The sequence below is a fragment of the Streptomyces sp. NPDC015127 genome (genome assembly GCF_043080095.1).
Lineage (GTDB): Bacteria > Actinomycetota > Actinomycetes > Streptomycetales > Streptomycetaceae > Streptomyces.
Genome location: NZ_JBIBVE010000004.1, coordinates 385,274 through 409,698 on the forward strand (window position 1 = coordinate 385,274; position 24,425 = coordinate 409,698).

Below are 24,425 nucleotides of genomic sequence, written 5' to 3' on the forward strand. Positions count from 1 at the left end.
TGGGGACATGAGTGACGAGCCGCAGCTGGGCTGGACACCCCGCGACGCGACAGTTCCGACGCCGGAAGCACCCGCCCAGAAGGCGGCAAAGGACGGCAAAAGCCGTCGCGCGCGCACTGGCTGGCGCCGCGTCATCCCGACCTGGCGCATGACACTCGGCGCCCTCCTGCTCGGCGCGCTCCTGCTCATCGGCGGCCTCCTGGCCGGCTATCTGCTCGTCGACATCCCACCCGCCAACGCCTCCGCAGTCGCCCAGAGCAACGTCTACCTCTACAAGGACGGCACGCCGATCGCCCGCGACGGCGAGATCAACCGGGAGAACGTCTCCCTCTCCCAGGTCCCCCTCGGTGTGCAGCGCGCGGTCCTCGCCGCGGAGGACCGCGACTTCTACTCCAAGCCGGCGATCGACCCCCAGGCGATGCTCCGCGGCGCCTGGAACACCGTGACCGGCAAGGGCAAGCAGTCCGGCTCCACGATCACCCAGCAGTACGTCAAGAACTACTACCTCGGCCAGGAACAGACCGTCACCCGCAAGGTGAAGGAGTTCTTCATCGCGGTCAAACTCGGCCGCGAGGCGAGCAAGAGCGAGATCCTCCAGGGCTACCTGAACACCAGCTACTTCGGCCGCAACGCCTACGGCATCCAGGCCGCCGCGCAGGCGTACTACGGCAAGGACGTCACCGACCTGGACACCGCCGAGGGCGCCTACCTCGCCTCGCTCCTCAAGGCACCCAGCGCGTACGACGTCGCCACCCACCCCGGCAACCGGCGCGCCGCGCAGAGCCGGTGGAACTACGTGCTCGACGGCATGGTCAAGGAGAAGTGGCTGACCCCGGGCGCACGCACCGCCATGGACTTCCCCGCACCGCAGCGCGCCCGGGCCGCCGACGGACTGTCCGGCCAGCGCGGCTACATCGTCCAGGCGGTCGAGCAGTACCTCACCGGCCTCGGCGTCATCGACGAGAACACCCTCGCCACCGGCGGCTACCGGATCACCACCACCCTGGAGCCGGGCAAGCAGGACGCCTTCACCGACGCCGTCGACGAGCAGGTCACCTCCCGGCTCGACCCCGCACGCGAGGCCGACCGCAACGTCCGTGTCGGCGGTGTCTCCATCGACCCCGCCACCGGCAAGGTCCTCGCCATGTACGGCGGCGTCGACTACACGAAGCAGTTCGTCAACAACGCGACCCGCCGCGACTACCAGGTCGGCTCCGCCTTCAAGCCGTTCGTCTTCACCGCGGCCGTCCAGCACGGCTCCACCACCCAGGACGGCCGGCCCATCACCCCCAACACCGTCTACGACGGCACCACCGAGCGTTCCGTCCAGGGCTGGACCGGCGCTCCGTACGCGCCCGCCAACGAGGACGACGTGTCCTACGGCCCCATCACCGTCAGCCGCGCCACCGACGAGTCCGTCAACGCGGTCTACGCGCAGATGGCCGTGGACGTCGGCCCCGCCAAGGTCCGCAAGACCGCGATCGCGCTCGGCCTGCCCGGCAGCACGCCGGACCTGACGGCCTCCCCCTCCATCGCCCTCGGCCCGGCCACCGCCAGCGTCCTCGACATGGCACAGGCGTACGCCACCCTCGCCAACCACGGCCGGCACGGCACGTACACCCTGGTCGAACAGGTCACCAAGAACGGCACCGAGCTCGCCCTGCCCGCGAAGAAGATGCGCCGCGTCGTCTCCCGCGAAGCCGCCGACACGACCACAGCCATCCTGCGCAGCGTCGTCGACGGCGGCACCGGGACCGCGGCGCGAGCGGCCGGCCGGCCGGCCGCGGGCAAGACCGGCACGGCCGAGGAGGACCGGGCCGCCTGGTTCGCGGGGTACACGCCCGACCTGGTGACCGTCGTCGCCGTGATGGGCCAGAACCCCGACACCGGCGCGCAGACCCCGCTGTACGGGGCGCTGGGCCGGAGCAGGGTCAACGGCGGTGGCGCGCCTGCCGAGATCTGGGCCCGGTACACGGCCGCGGCACTGGAGGGCAGTCCGGTGAGGGACTTCGAGCTGGAGGTGGTGGAGGACGTCGAGGACGTGGAGGACGGCGAGGACGGCGAGGACGGCGAGGAGGGCCGGTTCCCGTTCGACCCGCGGGACCCGCGGGACCCGGCCGGACCCCGGGATCCGGGGTGGACCGGCCGTACCGGCGGCCGGAGCGAGGGCGGTTCGTGGGCTCCGGGCGGCCAGGCGGGTCCCGGGCCCTTCCCCACCCCGAGTAGCCCCGTCACCGGAGGGACGGACTCAGGCCCCACCGCGAGCGGCCCGGTCCCCGGCGGGACGGTCACCGCCGGCCCCACCGCGAGCGGCTCGGTCCCCGGCGGGACGGTCACCCCCGGCCCCACCGCGAGCGGCCCGGGCGTGGCGCCGAGCGGAACGCCCGGGCCCGGCGGCACCACGGAGATCCGCCCCACCCCCGCGCCTCAGTGACCCGAGGTCGCCTTCAGCCCCACGACGGCCACCAGCAGCAGGCACACGAAGAAGATCCGGGCCGCCGTCACCGGCTCGTCCAGCACCAGCATGCCCACCACGGCCGCGCCGGCGGCACCGATGCCGACCCAGACGCCATAGGCCGTACCGATGGGCAGCGTCTTCGCGGCATGCGACAGCAGCATCATGCTGGCGACGATCCCGAGCCCGGTGAACACACTCGGCCAGAGCCTGGTGAACCCCTCGGTGAACTTCATCCCGATCGACCAGCCGACCTCGAGCAGACCGGCGACAACAAGCAGAACCCAGGCCATGACGGCACCTCCGAGATGCGGAACAACACGGGGTGCGTCGTCTTTGCGTAACCCGGTACGGCGCGTCTCGTCGGGTTCCTCCAACGTAGCAAAGGGCGCACACAAAGGGCTGGTGACGTCCGCCACCAGCCCTGCGGCCCCTCCGGGGTCCCGCGATCGCCTACAGGTACAGGCCCGTGGAGTCCTCCGACCCCTGGAACCGGTCGGCCGCCACCGCGTGCAGATCACGCTCGCGCATCAGGACGTACGCCACGCCCCGCACCTCGACCTCGGCCCGGTCCTCGGGGTCGTACAGCACCCGGTCCCCCGTCTCCACCGTGCGCACGTTCTGCCCCACGGCGACCACCTCGGCCCAGGCCAGCCGCCGGCCCACCGCGGCCGTCGCCGGAATGACGATGCCGCCGCTGGAGCGCCGCTCGCCCTCCGGGATGTCCGTCCTGACCAGCACGCGGTCGTGCAGCATCCGGATCGGAAGCTTGTCGTGCTGGGTGCTGTGCTGATGACTGTTGGTGCTCACGCCTCGAACCTACCTGCCCCTCGGCCCTTCGTACGCCGCAGGGTCACGCCCGTCGGCGGCGGGCCGACACGGCCAGCAGCCCCACCAGGCCCACGGCCACGACCGCCACCGGCACCACCCGCTCCAGCCGCGGCGTACCGTCCTCCGCCACGAACTGCGCCTTGACGTCCGACACCGCGCGGTTCACGGCGACGAAGGCACGGCCCGCCGTCCGGTCCACGCTGGAGGCGACCTTCGCCTTCGCGTCGCCGATGACCGTCTTGGGGTGCACGCGCACACCGATCTCGTCGAGCATCTCGGCGAGCTGCTCGCGTCGGCGGACGATGTCCGCCTCGATCTGCGCTGGGGTCCTGGTGTCCGACACCGCGCCGCCTCCGTCGTCGTGTCCGGTAGTCCTTCATCGACAGTCTGTCAGCTCCGCCGCGCCTGCACCCCACGGCACCCCCATTACGCTCGACGGCGTACACCTATGTGTCTGACGAGGAGAACCATGAGCGAGCGACTCCAGCCCGGCGACACCGCCCCGGCCTTCACCCTGCCCGACGCGGACGGCAACGAGGTGTCGCTCGCCGACCACAAGGGCCGCAAGGTGATCGTGTACTTCTACCCGGCGGCGCTCACGCCCGGCTGCACCAAGCAGGCCTGCGACTTCACCGACAACCTGGAGGTGCTCGCCGGCGCGGGCTACGACGTGATCGGCGTGTCGCCCGACAAGCCGGAGAAGCTCGCGAAGTTCCGCGAGAAGGAGAGCCTCAAGGTCACGCTGGTCGGCGACCCCTCCAAGGAGGTCCTGGAGGCGTACGGCGCGTTCGGCGAGAAGAAGCTCTACGGCAAGACGGTGACGGGCGTCATCCGGTCCACGGTCGTCGTCGACGAGGACGGCAAGGTCGAGCGCGCGCTGTACAACGTCAAGGCGACCGGGCATGTCGCGAAGATCATCAAGGATCTGGGCATCTGACGCCTCGGCGTCAGCCTCCTGTCGCCCGGCCAGTACGATGGCCGGGCGACTCGCGGTCGTGGTGGAACTGGCAGTCACGCTGGGTTTAGGTCCCAGTGGGGTAACTCCCGTGAGGGTTCGAGTCCCTCCGACCGCACCATCGACTCCCGGCGTCAGCCGAGGAGTTCACGCACCACCGGCACCAGCGCCCTGAACGCCTTCCCCCGGTGGCTGATCGCGTTCTTCTCCTGCGGGCTGAGCTCCGCGCACGTCCGCGTCTCGCCCTCGGGCTGGAGGATCGGGTCGTAGCCGAACCCGTTCGTCCCGTGCGGGGAGCGGCGCAGGGTGCCGCGGAGCCGGCCCTCGACGACGCGTTCCGTGCCGTCGGGGAGGGCGAGCGCTGCCGCGCAGGCGAAGTGGGCGCCGCGGTGGGCGGTGTCGATGTCCACGAGCTGGGCCAGCAGCAGTTCCAGGTTGGCCTTGTCGTCGCCGTGGGTGCCGGCCCAGCGGGCGGAGAAGATGCCGGGCGCGCCGCCGAGGACGTCGACACAGAGTCCGGAGTCGTCGGCGACGGCGGGCAGGCCGGTGGCGCGGGCGAGCGCGTGGGCCTTGAGGAGGGCGTTCTCGGCGAAGGTGACGCCGGTCTCCTTGACGTCGGGGATGTCGGGGTAGGCATCCGCGCCGACGAGTTCGTGGGTCAGCCCTGCGTCGGCGAGGATGGCCTTCAGTTCGGTGATCTTCCCGGCGTTGCGGGTGGCGAGGATCAGGCGGGTCATGGCCCCAGTATCTACGGCGTGCAGACCTTGCCGATCTCGGCGGCCGCGTCGGTGACGGGCTTCAGGTCGGGGGTGGTGTCGCCGCCGTCGATGGACTTGCGGACGTTGTCGACGCCGGCGGCGAGGTCGTCGACGGCCTTGCTGAGGTCGGCGTTGTCGGTCTTGTCGCCGAGGTTCTTCAGCTCGCGGTCGATGTCGTCGAGGGCCTGCCGGGCCTGGGTGGGGTCCTCGGTCGCGCTGGAGGCGGCCTGCTGGAGCTTGTCCACGCTGGTGGCGATGGCGTCGGCGGTCTCGACGCAGTCCATCGCCTTGTCGAGTGCGCTGCAGCCGACGGCTGCGGGCACCAGCAGGGCGGCTGTGGCGATCGTGAGGGCTATTCGGCGGCGCGCAGACATGAACGGGTCCTTCCGGATACGGACGGGCGCACGGTTCGGCCCGTGCGCCCGTGACTCTAACGACGCCGCGCGGGCGTCGGCGGTTGCTGCGCGGTGTCAGGCAGGCTGTCCGGTTCCGAGCGCCTCGGTCTGGAGCGCGGCGAGGTCGGCGCAGCCCCCGGTGGCGAGGTCGAGGAGGGCGTTGAGCTCCTTGCGGTCGAAGGGCTCGGCCTCGGCGGTGCCCTGGACCTCGACGAAGCGTCCGTCGCCGGTGCAGACGACGTTCATGTCGGTCTCGGCGCGGACGTCCTCCTCGTAGCAGAGGTCGAGGAGGGGGGTGCCGTCGACGATGCCGACGCTGACGGCGGCGACGGTGCCCGTGAGCGGCTTGCGCCCCGGCTTGATCAGCTTCTTGCCCTGCGCCCAGGTGACGGCGTCGGCGAGGGCGACGTAGGCACCGGTGATGGCGGCGGTACGGGTGCCGCCGTCGGCCTGGAGGACGTCGCAGTCGAGGACGACGGTGTTCTCGCCGAGGGCCTTGTAGTCGATGACGGCACGCAGGGATCGGCCGATGAGCCGGCTGATCTCGTGGGTGCGTCCGCCGATCTTGCCGCGTACGGATTCGCGGTCGCCGCGGGTGTTGGTGGACCGCGGGAGCATCGAGTACTCGGAGGTGACCCAGCCTTCGCCGCTGCCCTTGCGCCAGCGGGGCACGCCTTCGGTGAAGGAGGCCGTGCAGAAGACCTTGGTGTCGCCGAAGGAGATGAGGACGGAGCCCTCGGCGTGCTTGCTCCAGCCGCGTTCGATGGTGACGGGGCGGAGCTGTTCGGGGGTTCGGCCGTCGATGCGTGACATGGTTCGAGCCTATCGGCACATGGGGGAGGGGCCCGTTCCGGTGGTCCGGATCAGGCCCCTCGGTGTCCGGCGCCGGGCGGTCCGGAACCGGCGCGGCTCACGCACCGGCGGCATCGTCGTCGACCGCCCCCGGCAGCCTCGCGCTCACATCATGTCTTCGATATCGGCGGCGATCGGGTCCGCGTCGGTGCCGATGACGACCTGGATCGCGGTGCCCATCTTCACGACTCCGTGCGCGCCGGCGGCCTTGAGCGCGGCCTCGTCGACCAGGCTGGGGTCGGCGACCTCGGTGCGGAGGCGGGTGATGCAGCCCTCGATCTCTTCGATGTTGTCGATCCCGCCGAGCCCGGCGACGATCTTCTCAGCCTTGCTGGCCATGTGATTCTCCCTGCGTTCGAGCGCGCTGAGCGCTGTCTTGGCCCACCGTTGATCCGGGTCGGTCCGCTTTGTCACGGTAACGCACGGTTGGCCCATCTTCCCGGGCGAGTAACCGTCTTGTACCGAAAGATGACGATCACCAGCGCCCCGCCCTTCGCGGGGCGCCGGAACCGTATGCCGACTGGTCTACACCAGTCCGCGACGCCTGCCAAACAGGGGCCGTTCCGGGAGGACGCCGATGAGCACCGAGAGCGCGGCCGCGCCGCGGCACAAGTGGCGGAGCGGACTGTTCCAGGGGCTCCAGAAAGTGGGCCGCAGCCTCCAGCTCCCAGTGGCCGTCCTGCCCGCGGCGGGCCTGCTCGTCAGCCTCGGCAACCTGTTCGCCGCGTACCTCCACGGCGACTTCTGGGACAAGACGTCCGACGTCCTGATCAAGGGCGGCACCGGCATCCTCGACGGCAGCCTCGGCCTCCCGCTGCTCTTCTGCATCGGCGTCGCGATCGGCTTCGCCAAGAAATCCGACGGCTCCACCGCGCTCGCCGCGGTCGCGGGCTTCCTCGTCTACCACAACGTCCTCAAGGCCTTTCCCGTCGACGGGTCGGTCACCGAGGAGATGCCCGAGGGCACACCCCAGAACCCCGGGGTCCTCGGCGGCATCGTGATCGGCCTGCTGACGGCGGTCATCTGGCAGCGCTACCACCGCACGAAACTCGTCGACTGGCTCGGATTCTTCAACGGCCGGCGGCTCGTGCCGATCATCATGGCCTTCGTCTGCTGCGCCCTCGGCGTGCTGTTCGGGCTGCTGTGGGACCCGGTGGGCGACGCGCTGACCTCGTTCTCGAAGCAGTTGATCGACCTCGGCGCCTGGGGCGCGGGCATCTTCGGCGTCGCGAACCGACTGCTCATCCCGATCGGCATGCACCAGTTCCTGAACACGTTCTTCTGGTTCCAGGCGGGCGAGTACACGGACGACGACGGCACCGGCGTCCAGGGCGACCTGACCCGGTTCTTCGCCGGCGACCCGGATGCCGGCCAGTTCATGTCGGGCTTCTTCCCGATCATGATGTTCGGCCTTCCCGCGGCCGCCCTGGCCATCACGCACTGCGCCCGCCCCGAGCACCGCAAGCGCGTGGCGGGCCTGATGCTCTCCGTCGGCCTGACGTCGTTCGTGACGGGCGTGACCGAGCCGATCGAGTTCTCGTTCATGTTCGCCGCACCGCTGCTGTACGGGCTGCACGCGCTGCTCACCGGTGCCTCGATGGCGATCACCTGGGCGCTCGGCGTCCACGCGGGCTTCAGCTTCTCGGCGGGCCTGATCGACTACGTCGTGAACTGGCACCTGGACACGAAACCGTGGCTGATCCTGCCCATCGGCGCGTGCTTCGCGGTCGTCTACTACATCGTGTTCCGCGTGGTGATCACGGTGTTCGACATCCCGACCCCCGGCCGCGAGCCCGAGGAGGTCGAGGAGGAGATGGAGCGCGACGCGACGAAGTGACGCCCTGCCGAACAAGGGCGTAACGCCCCCGGGCCCATCGGCCCGGGGGCGTTTGCGTGCATTCACCGGATTGTTACCGCGGCCGCGAATTTCGCAGGTTCCTTATCCAACCCTCACCGTGCTACAACAGGTCTACACCACTGAGTGGTGTAGACCATGCGGTCCAGACCACGGCCGCATCTTCCCTCGAGACGCCGCCTCTCCCCCATTTTCCCTGTTGTCCGGCGGCGCCTTGCCCTCTCCCGGCCCCCGGCCGGGGGTACCCCCAGGAGGAAGTTGATGTCCACGGCCAGCGCCGCCCCCGGGGCGGACAAGAAGAAGACGGGCGCCGGTGCGATGGCTGTGCTGCAGCGCATCGGCCGCAGCCTGATGCTGCCGGTCGCCGTGCTGCCCGCGGCCGCGCTGCTCGTGCGGTTCGGCCAGCCCGACATGCTCGCGCGGGAGTCGTTCCCGACCTTCGTCACCAAGATCGCCGGATACATGGCGGCCGGTGGCGGTGCTCTCCTGGACAACATGGCGCTGCTGTTCGCCGTCGGCATCGCCATCGGCTTCGCCAAGAAGTCCGACGGCTCGACGGCTCTGGCCGCGGTGGCCGGCTACCTGGTCTTCAAGAACGTGCTCGCCACGTTCACGGACAGCAGCCTGCCCAAGAAGGAAGCCATAGTCGACGGCAAGATCGTCATGGTGGAGCAGGCGGTCGACGCCAAGGTGCTCGGCGGCGTGGTCATGGGCATCATCGTGGCGCTGCTCTACCAGCGCTTCTACCGCACCAAGCTGCCCGACTGGGCCGGCTTCTTCGGCGGTCGCCGCCTCGTTCCGATCCTGTCGGCCTTCGCCGGTCTGCTCGCCGGCATCGTCTTCGGTCTGATCTGGCCGTGGCTCGGCTCGGGTCTGCACTGGTTCGGTGAGAGCCTCGTCAACTCCGGCGCCGTGGGCGCGGGCATCTTCGGTGTCGCCAACCGTGCGCTGATCCCGGTCGGCATGCACCACCTGCTGAACTCCTTCCCCTGGTTCCAGGCGGGCGAGTACAACGGCAAGAGCGGTGACATCGCCCGGTTCCTCGAGGGCGACCCGACCGCAGGACAGTTCATGACCGGCTTCTTCCCCATCATGATGTTCGCCCTCCCCGCGGCCTGCCTGGCGATCGTCCACTGCGCCCGCCCCGAGCGCCGCAAGGTCGTCGGCGGCATGATGTTCTCGCTCGCGCTGACCTCCTTCGTCACCGGTGTCACCGAGCCGATCGAGTTCACGTTCATGTTCATCGCGCCGGTCCTGTACGCCGTCCACGCGGTGCTCACCGGTGTCTCCATGGCCCTGACCTGGGCCCTCGGCATGAAGGACGGCTTCGGCTTCTCGGCCGGCGCGGTCGACTTCGGCCTCAACCTGGGCATCGCCTCCAACCCGTGGGGCCTGGCCCTGGTCGGCCTCTGCTTCGCGGCGGTCTACTACGTGGTCTTCCGCTTCGCGATCACCAAGTGGAACCTGCCGACGCCGGGCCGCGAGTCCGACGAGGAGCTCGCCGAACTCCAGAAGGCCGAGGCCAAGTAGACCTCGCCCACACCGCAGCCCCCGCCTTGTCCTCAGGGCGGGGGCTGCGTGCGTGCGTGGGCAGGGTCAGATCTCGTACACCGCGCCGGGCACCGCGATCTCCGACGGGCCCTCGAACACCGCGCGCGCGTCACCCAGGTTCCGGCCGCCGTCCGTCCACGGCGGGATGTGGGTCAGCACCAGCCGCCCGACGTTCGCCCGCTGCGCGCACGCGCCCGCCTCGCGGCCGTTGAGGTGGAGGTCTGGGATGTCCTCCTTGCCGTGCACGAACGACGCCTCGCACAGGAAGAGGTCCGTACCCGTGGCGAGTTCGTCCAGCGCGTCGCACACGCCCGTGTCGCCCGAGTACGTCAGCGACCTCCCGCCGTGCTCCACCCGGATGGCGTACGTCTCGACCGGGTGGGCCACCCGCTCCGTGCGCACGGAGAACGGGCCGATCTCGAAGCTGCCGGGCTTGAGGGTGTGGAAGTCGAACACCTCGCTCATCGACGTCGCCGAGGGCGTGTCGGCGTAGGCCGTCGTCAGCCGCTGCTCGGTGCCCTCGGGGCCGAAGACCGGGATGGGCGCGCAGCGACCGCCGTCGTGGCGGTAGTAACGCGCCACGAAGTACCCGCACATGTCGATGCAGTGGTCCGCGTGCAGGTGGCTGAGGAAGATGGCATCGAGGTCGTACAGACCGATGTGGCGCTGCAGCTCGCCCAGGGCGCCGTTGCCCATGTCGAGGAGCAGCCGGAAGCCGTCGGCCTCTACGAGGTAGCTCGAGCAGGCCGAATCCGCGGACGGGAACGACCCCGAGCAACCGACGACGGTGAGCTTCATTGAGCGGGAACCTCCGTGGACGAAGGAGGGCTGGGGGAAGGTCGTGCGGTGCGTCGAGCGTAAGGCGCGAAAGGGCCGGTCGCTCCTCAGCAGCGCTGTGTTGTGGGAGAACTCACCCTTACCCGGGACCGGTGTGCCGGTCCCGGGGGCGCGGGCAGCGGGAGGGCGGCGACGATAACGTCTGCGGTATGGACACGTCGTGGTGGCTCGCCGTGATCGCCGTCGTCGCGGTCGCACTCGTCGTCGCGGTCTCCGACGGGCTCGGCCGCGGCATGCGGCGGCCCGGGGGGCGCGGGCGGCCGCCGGGGCGGCCGGGAGAGCGCGGGCGGGTGCGCGAGCGCGGCGGCCGGCCGCAGCGGCTGCCGTCGGCGGGCGAGATCTGGTGGGCCGACGTGCCCTACGAGGACGGACCGGGATCGAAGGACCGCCCGTGTCTGGTGCTGTCCGTACGGGGCGAGACGGCCCTCGTCGCGAAGATCACGAGCCGGTACCACGACGAGCGTCCCGCGGTGATCGCGCTGCCACCGGGCACCGTGGGCGATGCGCAGGGCCGGCCGAGCTTCCTGGAGACGGACGAGCTGCGGGACGTCCGGATGGGAGAGTTCCGCCGCCGGGTGGGGACGGTGGACCCGGCGGTGTGGGACCAGGTCCGGCATCTGTCGGCGTGAGGGGCGCCCTCCCCAACCGGGCTCCGCCCGGACCCGTACCGCGCTTCGCGCGGAGTTCTCGAGGTCCCCTACGGCCTGGCGGCCGTGGGAGGGCGCCCGGACCGGGCTGCTTCCGCGGCGCGAGATCAGCCCGCCGGGAGGCACCTCCCGCCGCCCGCCACGCCTGGGCGCGCACATCGAGGCGCGGGGCTCCGAGCGCGTCGAGCGACATCAGCCGACGGGCGTCCCCCCGCGCCGCCCGGGCGCAGGGGGACGAGCCTTCGGCTCACGCCCAGAGCTGGCCCTGCAGCGTCTCGATCGCCTCTTCCGTCGTCTTCGCCGTGTAGACGCCCGTCGACAGGTACTTCCACCCGCCGTCGGCCACCACGAACACGATGTCCGCCGACTCGCCGGCCTTGACGGCCTTCCTGCCGACGCCGATCGCCGCGTGCAGCGCCGCGCCCGTGGAGACGCCCGCGAAGATGCCCTCCTGCTGGAGGAGTTCGCGGGTGCGGGTGACGGCGTCCGCGGAGCCGACCGAGAAGCGGGTGGTCAGGACGGACGCGTCGTAGAGCTCGGGGACGAAGCCCTCGTCCAGGTTGCGCAGGCCGTAGACGAGGTCGTCGTAGCGCGGCTCGGCGGCGACGATCTTCACGTCCGGCTTGTTCTCGCGCAGGTAGCGGCCGACGCCCATGAGCGTGCCCGTCGTGCCGAGGCCCGCCACGAAGTGGGTGACGGACGGCAGGTCGGCGAGGATCTCGGGGCCGGTGGTGGCGTAGTGGGCGCCCGCGTTGTCCGGGTTTCCGTACTGGTAGAGCATCACCCACGACGGGTTCTGCTCGGCGAGCTCCTTGGCGACGCGTACCGCCGTGTTGGAGCCGCCCGCCGCGGGGGACGAGATGATCTCGGCGCCCCACATCGCGAGGAGGTCCCGGCGCTCCTGGGAGGTGTTCTCCGGCATGACGCAGACGATGCGGTAGCCCTTGAGCTTGGCCGCCATCGCCAGCGAGATGCCGGTGTTGCCGCTGGTGGGTTCGAGGATGGTGCAGCCGGGGGTGAGCCGGCCGTCCTTCTCCGCCTGCTCGACCATGTGGAGCGCGGGGCGGTCCTTGATCGAGCCGGTCGGGTTGCGGTCCTCCAGCTTGGCCCAGATGCGGACGTCCTCGGACGGGGACAGCCGCGGGAGCCTTACCAGCGGCGTGTTGCCGACGGCGGCGAGCGGGGAGTCGTAGCGCATCAGGATCAGACCATGCCGCCGGCCACGGCCGGCAGGATCGTCACGTTGTCGCCGTCGGAGAGCTTGGTGGAGATGCCGTCCAGGAAGCGGACGTCCTCGTCGTTCAGGTAGACGTTGACGAAGCGGCGCAGCTGGTCGCCCTCGACGATGCGCTCCTGGATCCCGTTGTACCGGGACTCGAGGTCGGCGAACAGCTCGGCGAGGGTGTCTCCGTTGCCTTCGACGGCCTTGGCTCCGCCGGTGTAGGTGCGGAGGATGGTCGGGATGCGGACCTCGATGGCCATGACGTGGGCTCCTGTCGGAAGGTGGCGTAGGGGCGCGCGGCTGTGGCCCCCGCGCGAGGGGGTGCTGCTGGCGTGGTGCGCTCGTACGTCAGAACGCGGCGCGGGCCGTACACATCGCGCTGGCGAGGCGGCACAGGTCGACGTGCAGCCGCGCCACGAGCAGCAGGGTGCCCGGCGTCTTGTCGCTCACGTCGTGAAGAACCATGGGGTCATCGTATCGATTCCCGGTCCCGATCCTTGAGTGTGATCTCGCATGGCGGACGCAATTCGCTCAGGATGTGAACTGCGGGGGCGGAGCGTCACGCCGCACCGACTGCCCGCGCCCCTGCTCAGGATGCCTCAGTATGCCTCGACGACCTTGACGTCCTCCTCCGTGACCTCGCCGTCCACGATGCGGTACGAGCGGAACTGGAAGGGGCCGGCGTCGTCGGAGTCGGCGGTGGAGACGAGGACGTAGTGCGCGCCGGGCTCGTTCGCGTAGCTGATGTCGGTGCGCGAGGGGTAGGCCTCGGTCGCCGTGTGCGAGTGGTAGATGATCACCGGCTCCTCGTCGTTGTCGTCGAGCTCGCGGTAGAGCTTGAGGAGGTCGGCCGAGTCGAACTCGTAGAACGTGGGCGAGCGGGCGGCGTTCAGCATCGGGATGAAGCGCTCGGGGCGGCCGGAGCCCTCCGGGCCCGCGACGACTCCGCAGGCCTCGTCGGGGTGGTCCGCGCGGGCGTGGGCGACGATCTGGTCGAACAGGGCCTGGGTGATGGTCAGCATGAGCCACAGGATAAGCAGACGGGCCGCCGCGTACCGAGTGGTGGTACGCGACGGCCCGGATGCTGGACGGAACGCTTACGAGCGCTTGGCGAAGGCCGCGCCCTGGGGGTTGCGGCTCTTGAGCACCAGGTAGGAGATGCCGAGGATCAGACCCCACAGCGGAGCGCAGTACAGCGAGATCCGGGCGTCCTTGTCGACGCCCATCATCACGATGACCATGCCGATGAAGGCGAGGGCGAACCAGCTGGTGAAGGGGGCGCCGGGCGCCTTGAAGGTCGACTCGGGCAGTTCGCCGCGGTTGGCCTTGGCCCGGTAGCGGATCTGGCTGACGAGGATCATGATCCAGGCCCACATGCCGGAGATCGTGGCGAAGGAGACGACCATCTCGAACGCCTTGCCCGGCCACTGGTAGTTGATCCAGACGCCGAACATCATCAGCAGCGCCGAGAAGGTGGTGCCGATGAGCGGGGTGCCGCTCTTGGTGAGGCGGGTGAAGAGCTTCGGGCCCTGGTTGTTGAGCGCGAGGTCGCGCAGCATCCGGCCGGTGGAGTACATGCCGGAGTTGCAGGACGACAGCGCCGCGGTGAGCACGACGAAGTTCACGATGCCGGCGCCGACGGCGAGGCCCATCTTGTCGAAGGCGGCGACGAACGGGGAGACGCCCGGCTGGAAGTTGGTCCAGGAGACGACCGACAGGATCATGATCAGGGCGCCGACGTAGAAGACGGCGATACGCCACGGCACGGTGTTGATGGCCTTGGGCAGCGTCTTCTCCGGGTCCTTGGACTCGCCGGCGGTGACACCGACCAGCTCGACCGCGAGGAAGGCGAACATGACGATCTGCAGGGTCATCAGCGTGCCGCCGATGCCCTTGGGGAAGAAGCCGCCGTCGGCCCACAGGTGGGTGACGGAGGCGGTCTCACCCGCGTCGGAGAAGCCGAGGGTGAGGATGCCGAGACAGATCAGGATCATGCCGATGATGGCGGTGACCTTGACCATGGAGAACCAGAACTCGAGCTCGCCGAAGAGCTTCACGGAGATCAGGTTCGCGCCGTAGAGGATGATCGTGAAGATCAGGGCGGACACCCATTGCGGGATGTCGAACCAGTACGTCATGTACTGGGCGGCTGCCGTGACCTCGGTCATTCCGGTGACGACCCAGAAGAGCCAGTACGTCCAGCCCGTGACGAAGCCCGCGAAGGGGCCGACGAACTCCCGCGCGTACTCGGAGAACGAGCCCGAGACGGGGCGGTACATGAGCAGCTCGCCCAGCGCCCGCATGATGAAGAAGATGACCAGGCCCGCGATGGCGTAGGCCAGGATGAGGCTGGGGCCGGCCTTCGAGATGGCCTTGCCCGCGCCGAGGAAGAGGCCGGTGCCGATGGCACCGCCGATCGCGATCATCTGGATCTGCCGGGCTCCCAGTCCACGCTGGTAGCCCTCGTCCGCGCCCGCGGCCTCTTTGCCGTCGTTCGGTTCGACCTGCAACGAGGTCATGGTGATGCGCCCTTTCTCCATGCTGATCCGCCGCGACCGCTGCGCGGTAACGGATCAGGTCCTGATCCCCCCGGATGTGGATGGAGTGCTACCGGCGGTCTGCCGGTCCAAGCGCCCTCGCGGACAGGGGTGGCGTCCGCGAGCGGTCGTGAAGATTTATCACGGCCGCAACAGTGATCCACTGAGGTGAGGGTGACGCACCACACAGGAAGAAGCGGACAAAGGGCACGCGAAGCAGCAAAGTGTCACAGTGCGGTGACGCGATCGTTATCCGGATTTGAGTGTCCGTTGAGCGAACACTCGTCCGGGACGGGTGTCACCGTCCCGGACAAAGAGGCCCCGATCCGGTGCCGTCAGGGCCGTAGCGTCTCGATGAGCGTCTCCTGGAGGGCCCCGAGCCAGAGGTAGGCCATCACCATGGGCTTGCGCGGGTCGGAGTCCGGCAGCCGGTACAGCTCGTCGTTCTCGTCCTCGTCGGTGACATCCAGCCGGGTACCGATGGTCAGCCGCAGGTCGTTGAGCGCGCCCAGCCAGTGCAGGCAGTCCTCGGCGCCGAGCTCCAGCACGGCGCCGCCGTCGCCCGCCACGGTCAGCGAGTCCAGGCTGCGGACCACCGCGAGCGCGTCCTCGCGCTTACGGGTACGCAGGTCGTTCTCGGTGAAGCGGCGGAACTCGGCGGAGGCGGCGCGCAGCTCCTCGTTCTCCTGTACGGCCTCGGGGTCCGCGTACGCCTCGGGGAACAGGCGCGCGAGCGCCGGGTCGGAGGGCGGTTCGCTCGGCCCGTCGGCGAACAGGGCGGCCAGCGGGTCCTCGCCCTGGGCCGGCTCGTCACCGGGACCGATGAGCTCCAGCATCTGGACGGCCAGGGAGCGCAGGATGGAGATCTCGACCTCGTCCAGCGCCACGGCGGCGCCGCCGCCCTTCAGCGGCTCGAAGTGAGAGCTCATCAGCCACGGTCCTGGGAGAGCGTGGCCCACAGTCCGTATCCGTGCATCGCCTGCACGTCCCGTTCCATCTCCTCGCGGCTGCCGCTGGAGACGACGGCGCGTCCCTTGTGGTGGACGTCGAGCATCAGCTTGTGCGCCTTGTCCTTGGGGTAGCCGAAGTAGGCCTGGAAGACGTAGGTGACGTAGCTCATCAGGTTGACCGGGTCGTTGTGCACCAGGGTCACCCAGGGCACATCGGGCTCGGGGACGGCCGCACTCTCCTCGGCCGACTCGGTCTGCTCGATCTCCAGTGGCACAGTCACTCCACCCATGCTGCCACCTGAGCCCCCTCGTCGCACAAACGACCCCGCCGGTTCAGCGAGGAGATCTCGTCAGAGTGACGAAATGTGCGCTAGCATGACGTCATGAACACTGCAGACCTTGGACTGCCGGTGGACGTGCCGTCGACCGCGCTCTTCACCGATCAGTACGAGTTCACGATGCTCCAGGCGGCGCTCAAGGCCGGGACCGCCGAGCGGCGCTCGGTCTTCGAGGTCTTCACCCGCCGGCTGCCCGAGGGCCGCCGTTACGGAGTCGTCGCGGGCACCGGCCGCGTCCTGGACGCGGTGGAGAACTTCCGCTTCGACGCGGGCGTGCTCGGCTTCCTGCGCGAGCGGCACATCGTCGACGAGCCCACCCTCGAATGGCTCGCCGGCTACCGATTCCGCGGCGACATCTGGGGCTACCCGGAGGGCGAGGTGTACTTCCCCGGCTCGCCGATCCTGCGGGTCGAGGGCTCCTTCGCCGAATGCGTGCTGCTGGAGACGGTGATCCTGTCGATCCTCAACCACGACTCGGCGATCGCCGCCGCGGCCTCGCGCATGTCCGCGGCCGCCGGCGGGCGCGGCCTGATCGAGATGGGCGCCCGCCGCACGCACGAGCTGTCAGCCGTCGCGGCCTCCCGCGCCGCCTACGTCGGCGGATTCGACTCGACCTCCGACCTGGCGGCCGGTTTCCGCTACGCCATCCCCACAGTCGGCACCAGCGCCCACGCCTTCACCCTGCTGCACGACACCGAGCGCGGCGCCTTCCGGGCACAGGTCGACTCGCTGGGCCGCGGCACGACCCTGCTGGTCGACACCTTCGACGTGGCCGAGGCCGTGCGCACGGCGGTCGACATCGCGGGCCCGGAGCTCGGGGCCGTACGGATCGACTCGGGCGACCTGCTGCTGGTCGCGCACCGGGTGCGCAGGCAGCTGGACGAGCTGGGCGCGGTGAACACCAGGATCGTCGTGACCTCCGACCTCGACGAGTACGCGATCGCGTCGCTGGCGGCGGCCCCGGTGGACGCGTACGGCGTGGGTACGCAGCTGGTCACGGGCAGCGGGCACCCGACCTGCTCGATGGTCTACAAGCTCGTCGCGCGGGCCCGCTCGGCGGATCCGAAGGCCCCGCTGGAGCCGGTGGCGAAGAAGTCGCTGGGTGGGAAGCTGTCGATCGGCGGCCGCAAGTGGGCCGCCCGCCGGCTGGACGAGCAGGGGGTCGCCGAGGCCGAGGTCGTCGGGCTCGGCGACGTACCGCCGGCGCTGGTGGACCGGCAGCTGCTGGTGGAGCTGGTCAAGGGCGGCGAGAGCGTGGCCCGTGAGCCGCTGGACGCGGCGCGCGAGCGGCACATCGCGGCACGGGCCGGGCTGCCCATGTCGGCGATCCAGCTCTCGCGCGGCGAGCCGGTGATCCCGACCGAGTACGCGTAGACGCCGGGAGAGGGGGCCGCGGGCCCGAGGCCCCCTCCCGCCGGGCGTGTCGAGTCTCTACGCTCGGTAGTTGAACGCTCCGCAGTCGTCCGGCCGACCCCATCCTGCCGGACAAGGTCCGCCCGGCCACCGTGCCGATCGTCATCCAGCCACCGAAGGACACCCGCCATGCACCGCGCCTTGATCGTCGTGGACGTTCAGAACGACTTCTGCGAGGGCGGCAGCCTCGCGGTGCCGGGGGGTGCCGATGTCGCAGCCGCCATCACCGAACTGATCGGCCAGGCCCAGCCGGGCTACCGCCATGTGGTGGCCACGCGCGACCACCACATCGACCCCGGCGGCCACTTCTCCGACCACCCCGACTTCGTCGAGTCCTGGCCGCGGCACTGCGTCGCGGGCACGGAGGGTGTCGGATTCCATCCGAACTTCGCGCCGGCCGTCGCCTCGGGCGCCGTCGCCGCGGTCTTCGACAAGGGCGCGTACGCGGCGGCCTACAGCGGCTTCGAGGGCACCGACGAGAACGGCTCGACGCTGGCCGAGTGGCTGTGGGCCCGCCGCGTCACCGAGGTGGACGTCGTCGGCATCGCGACCGACCACTGCGTACGCGCCACCGCGCTCGACGCGGCCCGCGAGGGCTTCACGACCCATGTGCTGCTGGACCTGACGGCAGGGGTCGCGAAGGAGACGACCGAGCGCGCCCTGGAGGAGCTGCGCGCGGCGGGTGTGGAGCTGAGCGGGAAGCCGGTGGTGGCCTAGGGGTGTTCGGCGGATCAGGGCCGGACAGGACGCGGCGTCTGGTGCATCTCCCGAGGCCCGCAAGGGCCGAGGTGCCGTCGCCCGGGGGGTGCCCCCGGGCGAAGCCCTGGGGGAGCGTCGTGGCCCCGGCCAAGATCCGCCGGACACCCCCCTGGGCCGCCGAACCCCTCGCGGCCGGTCAGGCGGGGCGTGCGGATCTGAGCAGGGCCCGTATCGGGCGCCAGAGCTCCGGGGCCGTGCCCTGGTCCGCGCGCCACAGCAGACCGTCCGGGTGGTGCAGCACGGCGGTGACCTCGTCCGGCGTGGGCGGCGCCGCGTTGCCCCGGAGGTAGACCGCGCGCAGGCCCAGATTGCGCAGCCGGGTCAGGGCCCTGGCCCGGTTCGCGGCATGCACCAGGAACCGGACGGTGGTCCCGTCTCCGGCCGGGCTGGGCAGGCTGAGCGCGACGACCACGCTGCCGTTGGGCAACTTGCAAAAACCTCCGCCGGGCATGCGGAACCACTCCCCCGTGCGTTCGCTGTCAATAAGGACTTCGTCCCCCGCACCTAAACACGATCGGCCGTCGCCCGCTAGAGGGCGACGGCCGATACTCCTGTGACCTGCTGTTTTACAAACTACTTGGTCGACGGACCGACCTGGACCGTGATCGTCTGGCCGCTGCGCGGCTCCTTGACGATCGCGATCTTGGTGTTGGTGTCAGTTACCTTGACGCCGGCTGTCGGATTCTCGGCGTACCAGTAGACGCCCTTGCGGTCGTCGAACACGGAGGTGCCGGGCTGCGACGCCAGCGAGAACGGAACGCCCGCGTTGTGCAGCTGGAAGGCGTCCGTGCGGTACCGGCTGAACGTCGAGTCGAACGTCTGGATCTTGTTGCGCATGAGCGTGCCGTCGGCCCACTTCAGCGGCTTGGCGTGCGCATCGATCGGAAGGACGAGGCCCTGGCCCGGGTGGGCGCTGGTGTTGTTGTCCTTCTGGGAGGTGTCCCACTGCCAGATCAGCAGGCCGTTCTGGTACGGGTAGTGCTCGACCCAGCCGTCCTTCGGCGCCTTCCAGCCGAAGTTGTACGGGCCGACCTTGAGGGTCTTGTCGTACGAGACGTACTGGCGGTTCTCCGCGATGTAGTACTGCTCGTACTCCTTGGTGAAGCCCTCACCGATGCGGGAGAAGCCCTTCGCGGTCCAGCCGGCGACCTCGGTCTCGGCGTTGTCCGAGAACAGCGGGGCGCCGTCCGCGTTGATCACGAGGGAGTCGGCCGCGAAGCCCTTGCCCGCGACGCCGCCGTCCGTCTGGTAGCGGAAGCGGACGTCGACCTTCTTGCCCGCGTAGGCGTCCAGCGCGTAGACGAGCTTCTTGTGGCCGCCCGACGGGCCGGTCAGCGCCGGCTTGTCGCTCGCGTCGCGGGTGATGGCCTTGCCGTCGGCGGTGCCCTCCACCGGCGTCCAGTTGGCGCCGCCGTCCGTCGACACCTCGGCGTAGAGGTAGTCGTAGTCCGCCTCGATGTCCCACCAGCCGGTGAGCTCCAGCGTGGCCTTGGACTTGCCGGAGAGGTCGACCGTGCGGGACAGGGTGTTCTTTAGGTCGTCACCCATGTCGCTCCACCACTGCTGCGAGCCCTCGGCGGGCTTCACGACATTGGTGGTGACCTTCTTCTTCGGCAGCTCGACGAGGAGCGCCTGCGGCTTCTTGGTGTTGTACGCGGCCACACCCAGCGTGTGGGTGGACTTCGTGGCCGCCTTGGCCTTGGTGTAGTTGAGCCAGCCCAGCTGCAGCTTGTCCCAGGCGGTCATGTCGCCGGGGAGGTCGCCGATGGAGTCCTTGCCGGTGCCGAGCCACGAGCCGGCCGACATCAGGGTCCAGTAGCCGGTCGAGTTCTCGCCCTTGCCCGAGGTGTCGTAGTGGTCGGGCAGACCGAGGTCGTGGCCGTACTCGTGGGCGAAGACACCGAGGCCGCCGTTCTCGGGCTGCACGGTGTAGTCGCCGACCCAGATGCCGGTGTCGCCGATCTGGGTGCCGCCGGCCTTGTTCTGGCCGGGGCCGGTCTTGCCGGCGTCGGTGCCGTACGCGTACCAGCGGTGGGCCCACAGGGCGTTGGGGCCCTCGGCGCCGCCGCCCGCGGACTCGTCCTCGCCGGCGTGGACGAACTGGAAGTGGTCGATGTAGCCGTCGGCCTCGTTGAAGTCGCCGTCGCCGTCGTGGTCGTAGCGGTCCCACTTGTCGTACTCGGCGAGGGTGGCCTTGATCTCGGCGTCCGACCTGCCCTTGGCCTTCTGGTCGGCGACCCAGGCGTTGACGCCGTCGCGGACGGCGTCCCAGGCGTTGGCGCAGTTGGACTGGCCGCAGTAGTTGGAGCCGTAACGAGCCTCGTTGTAGTCGACCTTGACCCAGTCGGAGACCATGCCGTCGACCGAGTAGCGGCCGGAGGAGGTCTTCTCGTAGTAGGTCTTCAGGGAGTGCTTCGGCCGGCCGTTCTCGTCCTTGCCGGTGCCGAAGTACAGGTCCTCGAAGTGCTTCTGGTTGTAGTCCGCCTGCCAGGCCGTGGAGTTGTCGACCGCGCGGTCGGGCTGGGCGATCTTGTTGTGCAGCGGGCCGGGCGTGCCGCCGTACTTCTTGACCGGGGGCTTGGGGCCGTCCGCGCCGTCCGGGTCGTACATCGTCGTGTCGTCGACCTTGTCGCCGAACTCCACGAGGATGGTGAAGATCTTGTCGGTCTTCTCCCGGGCGAGCTCGACGTACTTCTTGTCGTCGAGCTTGACGACGTTGGAGCCGCCGCGCTTCTGCACGGTGGCGTCGCCGGATATCAGCTGCTCCATGGCAGCCTCGCGCTGCGCTTCCTGCTGCTTGCTGAAGGGGCCGTCGAGGTCGTGGTCGACGTGCTCCTTCTGCGGTGCCGGGTCGTGCCGCTCGATGGCGGCCGCCGGGTCCGACGCCTGCTGGTTGTCGGCCTGGGCGAAGGTGAACGCCGAGGCCGTCGCGGTCGTCGCGGCAAGGGCAACGACAACCGCGGACGCTCTGAACGTCCGTCGCTTGCTGGTCACTTGATGGTGTCCTCCCCCGCGTTCCGTCGCCGCTGCGGACCGGAGTGTGGGGTCGTCCGCGCGCGCGGTATACGCGTCTCAAGTGACGACATTTGACCGGAGTTGAAGAAGAAAAGACAGCCCTTGACTTGCACACTCCAACTGCACTATGCAGGAGTGGAGTTCCGCTATCCGGACGATGCCGAATACGGACAAGAGGCGCAGAATCCCGGCCGAGCGGGGGCGGAATGACTCCGTGCGCCCCCCATGCACCGGCACCGTGGGTTAGGTCACGCTTACTGCCGGTTCCTCACGGGCATTCAGGACCGTAGAGTCTTGCGGCGGTGCGACTACCGGCCCCCAAGTCTCTCCCCGCCCCTGTCCCGAGGACGGATACCGTGATGCCGCGTCCGAATGCCGCACAGTACGCCTACGGTTCGGCCACCGTCGTCTTGTCGACCGTCGCCCTGCTGCTGCTGACCCGCGCGACGAGCGGCATCCCCGTCGCCGCGATCGGCGTCCTCGCCCTGGGGCTCGGCCTCGCCGTCGCGTTCGCCCTCCCCGCGCGCCGCTCCGCCCGGCCGTACGGGGAGTCCGCCGCCGCCGACGGTCTCACCACCCGGGTGCCGACGCCGCGCGCCGGGGCCGGGGTCGCCGGGCACTCGCTACGCCGCTGAGACGACGACCGTCTTTCCCGCCTTGTCGTGCAGGCCCTGCTTGTAGGGCTTGTCGGTCAGCACGGTGACGAGGATGACGAGCCACCAGAGGCAGTAGCAGCACACCAGCGCGGGCACCCACAGCACGACGGCCCGCATCAGCGCGGAGCTCGTGTCCGGCGTCCGCCCGTCGTTGAGCATCGCAACGCGCAGCTTCATCAGCCGTTTGCCGACGGTCTGCCCGTTTCTCTTCGTCGTCATGATCGTGTCGTAACCGATGTACGCGACCAGGGAGATGAGCGTCAGCAGCCACTGCCGGCCGGTGTTCACCTGGTCGGTGATCTCCTCCCAGTCGTCGCCGTCCGCCGTCATGTCCCAGCCGCCGATCAGCAGAGAGATCACCGCGAGCGGGATCGCGATGATCAGGATGTCGATGAGCCGGGCGACGAAGCGCTTGCCGAACTCGGCGAGCGGCGGCATCCCGGCGAGCGGGTCCGCCCCGCCGTAGGCGCCCCCATAGGCGTTCGGACCGTAGGGAGGCGGCATGCCGCCCTCGCCGTACGGACCGCCGGGCGCGCCCGCGCCGCCGCCGGGGGTGTCGTACGGGGACCCGCCACCGGGCGGCGGGCCGCCCTGCCCTCCGCCCGCGCCGTACGGAGAACCGGGCGGTGGGCCCTGCCCCGCGCCGCCGCCCTCCCCGCCGGGCGGAGGCTCCTGCGGCCTCTTGCGGAACGGGTCGTCATCGGGCGGCGGACCGGGCGGCGGCTGATCGTTGCTCATGGGGGCAGTGCATACCGGCACAAAGGGCCTCGCAACGGCTCGCGCGCGTTCGGGCGAACGCGCGCGCGGCGGCGTGCGACGCGGATCAGCCGGTCACGAACGTGTGCGCCGCCTTGTCGTGCCAGCACTGCCGCCACGGGCGGTCGAACAGGCACCACAGCACATTGAGCACACCGACGACGAGGACGCCCAGCACGCTGTAGGCCAGCCAGCGGCGCAGGGCCGCGCCGAACGGCGGCGGTTCGTGGGACTCGATGTCGACCACCTTCACCCCGCACAGCTTCTTGCCCAGGGTGCGGCCCCACTTGGCGGTCGGCAGCGCCTCGTACAGCGCGCCGAGGACGAGGAGCGCGCCGAGGACGATGCCGAGCTGGCCGGCGGTGGTCCCGTCGATGAGCCAGACCGTGACCGTTTCGCCGGACAGCTTCGCCGCCTCGATCTTGTCGCCGATGTGGTCGAGAGCGCTGGAGACGACCGGGACGGCGACGGCGCCTACCAGCGCGCCGAGCACCAGGGTGTCGACGAGCCGGGCGGCGAGCCGCTTGCCGAGGGATGCGGGCCGGGCATTCGCCTGGGCCTGGGCGGCCGCCAGGAACGGGTCGTTGACCGGGGGCTTCCACGGCAGGACGGGCTGGTCGCCGTCGGACGCCGGGCCCGACTGGGCGAGCTGGTGGACCTGCTGCGCCCAGGAGGCGGCGCCGCCGCCGGGGCCGTTGGTGACCGGCGTCTGCGGGGCGGGGGCCTGGGCGCTCTGTGCCTGCGGCTGCGACTGCTGCGGCTGCTGTTGCGGCTGCGGCTGCGGCTGCGGGGCAGGAGAGGAGGCCTGCGGCTGGGCGGGGACGCCCGGCTGGGGCCGCTTCGGGGGCGCGGCGGCACCCGCTCCGAGCGCGCGGATCGTCATGGTGCCGTCGGGCTGCCCGTCGGGAGCAGGGCCGCCGGGACGCCGGGCGCGGATGGCGGCCGTGTGCTCGGCGGGCTGACGGCCCGAGGGGGCGTCGCCGGACGGGGCGCCGCCGGATTCGCCGGCACCGGGGCGCAGCGCGCGGATGGCGACCGTACCGTCCGTGAGGGGCCCGTCCGTGGCGGAGGGCCCGATCGGACGGGCGTCGCCCGGGGCATCGCCGCGGCCAGTGCCGCTCTGCGGCGTGACCGACCGCATGCCGGGCAACTGGCCGCCGCTCGGGTCGACGGTGCCCGAGGGCTCGGCCGGCCGTCGCGGGTCGGACGCGCCCGCGCCGGGGCGGTCGGCGGCGCGCGGGTCCTGGGCGCCGCCCCAGGAGACGCGGTTGTCCAGGTCGCCGCCGAAGCCGGACTGGCGAGCGGCGTCCGCCTGCCAGGCGGACGCGGGCTCGGGGCGCGCCGGTGCGGCGTCGGGCTCCTCGTCGAGGAAGACGGGGCCCGTCTCCTCCACGGCCGGAGTGGGCGCGGGCGTCGCCCGGGCGGGTGCGGACGCCGCGGAAGCGGGCGGGGTGGGCATCTCCTCGCCCGACGCGGGCGCGGGCCTGCTGGTACCGGGCACCCACGCGGAGCCGTTCCAGTACCGGACATATCCGGGAATGGAAGGGTCCGGATAGTAGCCGGGCGTGGGGCTGCTGTCGCCGGTGGCCGGGGTTGGGGCGCTCATCACCGTGGTCCCGTATCTCTTCGAGGCCTCAATTCAA

Annotated in this window: 27 protein-coding genes, 1 tRNA gene and 1 riboswitch; of the genes, 9 read left to right on the forward strand and 19 right to left on the reverse strand. The window is 70.4% G+C overall.

Annotation, left to right across the window (positions count from 1 at the left end):
• Positions 1-7 precede the first annotated feature (7 nt).
• The gene (locus ACF08N_RS10640; RefSeq protein WP_392324225.1) at positions 8-2,434 is read left to right on the forward strand and encodes a transglycosylase domain-containing protein; all 2,427 of its coding nucleotides are present in this window, start codon (positions 8-10) and stop codon (positions 2,432-2,434) included.
• Here ACF08N_RS10640 and ACF08N_RS10645 read toward each other — a convergent pair.
• The 3 genes from ACF08N_RS10645 to ACF08N_RS10655 form a co-directional block, all read right to left on the reverse strand.
• Positions 2,428-2,748, reverse strand: a complete 321-nt coding sequence (locus ACF08N_RS10645; protein WP_392324226.1) for a DMT family transporter — start codon at positions 2,746-2,748, stop codon at positions 2,428-2,430. The genes ACF08N_RS10640 and ACF08N_RS10645 overlap by 7 nt on opposite strands.
• A gap of 31 nt (positions 2,749-2,779) precedes the next feature.
• Positions 2,780-2,848: riboswitch (guanidine-III (ykkC-III) riboswitch) on the reverse strand.
• A gap of 60 nt (positions 2,849-2,908) precedes the next feature.
• The gene (locus ACF08N_RS10650; RefSeq protein ID WP_392324227.1) at positions 2,909-3,265 is read right to left on the reverse strand and encodes a GroES family chaperonin; all 357 of its coding nucleotides are present in this window, start codon (positions 3,263-3,265) and stop codon (positions 2,909-2,911) included.
• Positions 3,266-3,308: 43 nt separating this feature from the next.
• Positions 3,309-3,629, reverse strand: a complete 321-nt coding sequence (locus tag ACF08N_RS10655) for a DUF3618 domain-containing protein (protein WP_392324228.1) — start codon at positions 3,627-3,629, stop codon at positions 3,309-3,311.
• Between the two features lie 126 nt (positions 3,630-3,755).
• On the opposite strand from ACF08N_RS10655, the gene bcp reads away from it, so the two are divergent.
• Both bcp and ACF08N_RS10665 read left to right on the forward strand, forming a co-directional pair.
• Entirely contained in the window at positions 3,756-4,223 is a 468-nt protein-coding gene (gene bcp / locus ACF08N_RS10660; protein WP_392324229.1) for a thioredoxin-dependent thiol peroxidase, read from the forward strand.
• 52 nt (positions 4,224-4,275) lie between these two features.
• Positions 4,276-4,362, forward strand: a tRNA-Leu gene (locus ACF08N_RS10665).
• A gap of 13 nt (positions 4,363-4,375) precedes the next feature.
• Here ACF08N_RS10665 and rdgB read toward each other — a convergent pair.
• The 4 genes from rdgB to ACF08N_RS10685 form a co-directional block, all read right to left on the reverse strand.
• On the reverse strand, positions 4,376-4,978 hold the full coding sequence (gene rdgB, locus ACF08N_RS10670; protein WP_392324230.1) for an RdgB/HAM1 family non-canonical purine NTP pyrophosphatase: 603 nt from the start codon (positions 4,976-4,978) through the stop codon (positions 4,376-4,378).
• Positions 4,979-4,989: 11 nt separating this feature from the next.
• A complete protein-coding gene (locus ACF08N_RS10675) occupies positions 4,990-5,373 on the reverse strand; it encodes a hypothetical protein (protein ID WP_392324231.1) in 384 nt (127 codons plus the stop codon).
• Between the two features lie 96 nt (positions 5,374-5,469).
• The gene (gene rph / locus ACF08N_RS10680) at positions 5,470-6,207 is read right to left on the reverse strand and encodes a ribonuclease PH (RefSeq protein ID WP_307715289.1); all 738 of its coding nucleotides are present in this window, start codon (positions 6,205-6,207) and stop codon (positions 5,470-5,472) included.
• Between the two features lie 144 nt (positions 6,208-6,351).
• The gene (locus ACF08N_RS10685) at positions 6,352-6,585 is read right to left on the reverse strand and encodes a glucose PTS transporter subunit EIIB (protein ID WP_177152560.1); all 234 of its coding nucleotides are present in this window, start codon (positions 6,583-6,585) and stop codon (positions 6,352-6,354) included.
• Between the two features lie 238 nt (positions 6,586-6,823).
• Between ACF08N_RS10685 and ACF08N_RS10690 the strand changes: the two genes are divergently transcribed.
• Together ACF08N_RS10690 and ACF08N_RS10695 are read left to right on the forward strand one after the other, a co-directional pair.
• Positions 6,824-8,083 (forward strand): PTS transporter subunit EIIC, encoded by a 1,260-nt coding sequence (locus tag ACF08N_RS10690; protein WP_392324232.1) that lies wholly within the window; start codon positions 6,824-6,826, stop codon positions 8,081-8,083.
• Positions 8,084-8,362: 279 nt separating this feature from the next.
• On the forward strand, positions 8,363-9,631 hold the full coding sequence (locus tag ACF08N_RS10695; protein ID WP_392324233.1) for a PTS transporter subunit EIIC: 1,269 nt from the start codon (positions 8,363-8,365) through the stop codon (positions 9,629-9,631).
• A gap of 66 nt (positions 9,632-9,697) precedes the next feature.
• On the opposite strand, the gene ACF08N_RS10700 is transcribed toward ACF08N_RS10695, so the two are convergent.
• The gene (locus ACF08N_RS10700) at positions 9,698-10,450 is read right to left on the reverse strand and encodes an MBL fold metallo-hydrolase (RefSeq protein WP_392324234.1); all 753 of its coding nucleotides are present in this window, start codon (positions 10,448-10,450) and stop codon (positions 9,698-9,700) included.
• A 188-nt stretch (positions 10,451-10,638) separates the two neighbouring features.
• On the opposite strand from ACF08N_RS10700, the gene ACF08N_RS10705 reads away from it, so the two are divergent.
• Positions 10,639-11,118, forward strand: coding sequence for a type II toxin-antitoxin system PemK/MazF family toxin (locus ACF08N_RS10705; RefSeq protein WP_392324235.1), 480 nt, complete (start codon positions 10,639-10,641; stop codon positions 11,116-11,118).
• 265 nt (positions 11,119-11,383) lie between these two features.
• On the opposite strand, the gene ACF08N_RS10710 is transcribed toward ACF08N_RS10705, so the two are convergent.
• The 7 genes from ACF08N_RS10710 to clpS all read right to left on the reverse strand — a co-directional run bounded on the left by ACF08N_RS10710 (position 11,384) and on the right by clpS (position 16,135).
• A complete protein-coding gene (locus tag ACF08N_RS10710; RefSeq protein ID WP_392324236.1) occupies positions 11,384-12,334 on the reverse strand; it encodes a PLP-dependent cysteine synthase family protein in 951 nt (316 codons plus the stop codon).
• Between the two features lie 5 nt (positions 12,335-12,339).
• The gene (locus tag ACF08N_RS10715) at positions 12,340-12,618 is read right to left on the reverse strand and encodes a MoaD family protein (RefSeq protein ID WP_392324237.1); all 279 of its coding nucleotides are present in this window, start codon (positions 12,616-12,618) and stop codon (positions 12,340-12,342) included.
• A gap of 88 nt (positions 12,619-12,706) precedes the next feature.
• Positions 12,707-12,823 carry a putative leader peptide gene (locus ACF08N_RS10720; RefSeq protein WP_373429318.1) on the reverse strand — a complete coding sequence of 39 codons (117 nt, stop codon included), beginning with the start codon at positions 12,821-12,823 and terminating at the stop codon, positions 12,707-12,709.
• A 134-nt stretch (positions 12,824-12,957) separates the two neighbouring features.
• Positions 12,958-13,380: a Mov34/MPN/PAD-1 family protein gene (locus ACF08N_RS10725; protein ID WP_392324238.1), complete on the reverse strand. Its 423-nt coding sequence runs from the start codon at positions 13,378-13,380 to the stop codon at positions 12,958-12,960.
• Positions 13,381-13,455: 75 nt separating this feature from the next.
• On the reverse strand, positions 13,456-14,877 hold the full coding sequence (locus ACF08N_RS10730; RefSeq protein WP_392324239.1) for an amino acid permease: 1,422 nt from the start codon (positions 14,875-14,877) through the stop codon (positions 13,456-13,458).
• Positions 14,878-15,230: 353 nt separating this feature from the next.
• Positions 15,231-15,824: a DUF2017 domain-containing protein gene (locus ACF08N_RS10735; RefSeq protein WP_392324240.1), complete on the reverse strand. Its 594-nt coding sequence runs from the start codon at positions 15,822-15,824 to the stop codon at positions 15,231-15,233.
• Entirely contained in the window at positions 15,824-16,135 is a 312-nt protein-coding gene (clpS, locus tag ACF08N_RS10740; RefSeq protein WP_392324241.1) for an ATP-dependent Clp protease adapter ClpS, read from the reverse strand. The genes ACF08N_RS10735 and clpS overlap by 1 nt, the downstream gene beginning before the upstream one ends.
• Before the next feature lie 93 nt (positions 16,136-16,228).
• Between clpS and ACF08N_RS10745 the strand changes: the two genes are divergently transcribed.
• Both ACF08N_RS10745 and ACF08N_RS10750 read left to right on the forward strand, forming a co-directional pair.
• Positions 16,229-17,557: a nicotinate phosphoribosyltransferase gene (locus tag ACF08N_RS10745; RefSeq protein ID WP_392324242.1), complete on the forward strand. Its 1,329-nt coding sequence runs from the start codon at positions 16,229-16,231 to the stop codon at positions 17,555-17,557.
• A 168-nt stretch (positions 17,558-17,725) separates the two neighbouring features.
• Positions 17,726-18,313, forward strand: coding sequence for an isochorismatase family protein (locus tag ACF08N_RS10750; RefSeq protein WP_392324243.1), 588 nt, complete (start codon positions 17,726-17,728; stop codon positions 18,311-18,313).
• Between the two features lie 178 nt (positions 18,314-18,491).
• On the opposite strand, the gene ACF08N_RS10755 is transcribed toward ACF08N_RS10750, so the two are convergent.
• Positions 18,492-18,806, reverse strand: a complete 315-nt coding sequence (locus ACF08N_RS10755) for a hypothetical protein (RefSeq protein WP_392324244.1) — start codon at positions 18,804-18,806, stop codon at positions 18,492-18,494.
• 122 nt (positions 18,807-18,928) lie between these two features.
• Positions 18,929-21,349: an immune inhibitor A domain-containing protein gene (locus ACF08N_RS10760; RefSeq protein WP_392324245.1), complete on the reverse strand. Its 2,421-nt coding sequence runs from the start codon at positions 21,347-21,349 to the stop codon at positions 18,929-18,931.
• A 380-nt stretch (positions 21,350-21,729) separates the two neighbouring features.
• Here ACF08N_RS10760 and ACF08N_RS10765 point away from each other — a divergent pair, with 380 nt between their 5' ends.
• Positions 21,730-22,005 carry a hypothetical protein gene (locus ACF08N_RS10765; protein WP_392324246.1) on the forward strand — a complete coding sequence of 92 codons (276 nt, stop codon included), beginning with the start codon at positions 21,730-21,732 and terminating at the stop codon, positions 22,003-22,005.
• Here the strand turns inward: ACF08N_RS10765 and ACF08N_RS10770 are convergent.
• Together ACF08N_RS10770 and ACF08N_RS10775 are read right to left on the reverse strand one after the other, a co-directional pair.
• Positions 21,994-22,764: an RDD family protein gene (locus ACF08N_RS10770; RefSeq protein WP_392324247.1), complete on the reverse strand. Its 771-nt coding sequence runs from the start codon at positions 22,762-22,764 to the stop codon at positions 21,994-21,996. The genes ACF08N_RS10765 and ACF08N_RS10770 overlap by 12 nt on opposite strands.
• 85 nt (positions 22,765-22,849) lie before the next feature.
• Entirely contained in the window at positions 22,850-24,388 is a 1,539-nt protein-coding gene (locus ACF08N_RS10775) for an RDD family protein (protein WP_392324248.1), read from the reverse strand.
• Between the last annotated feature and the right edge of the window lie 37 nt (positions 24,389-24,425).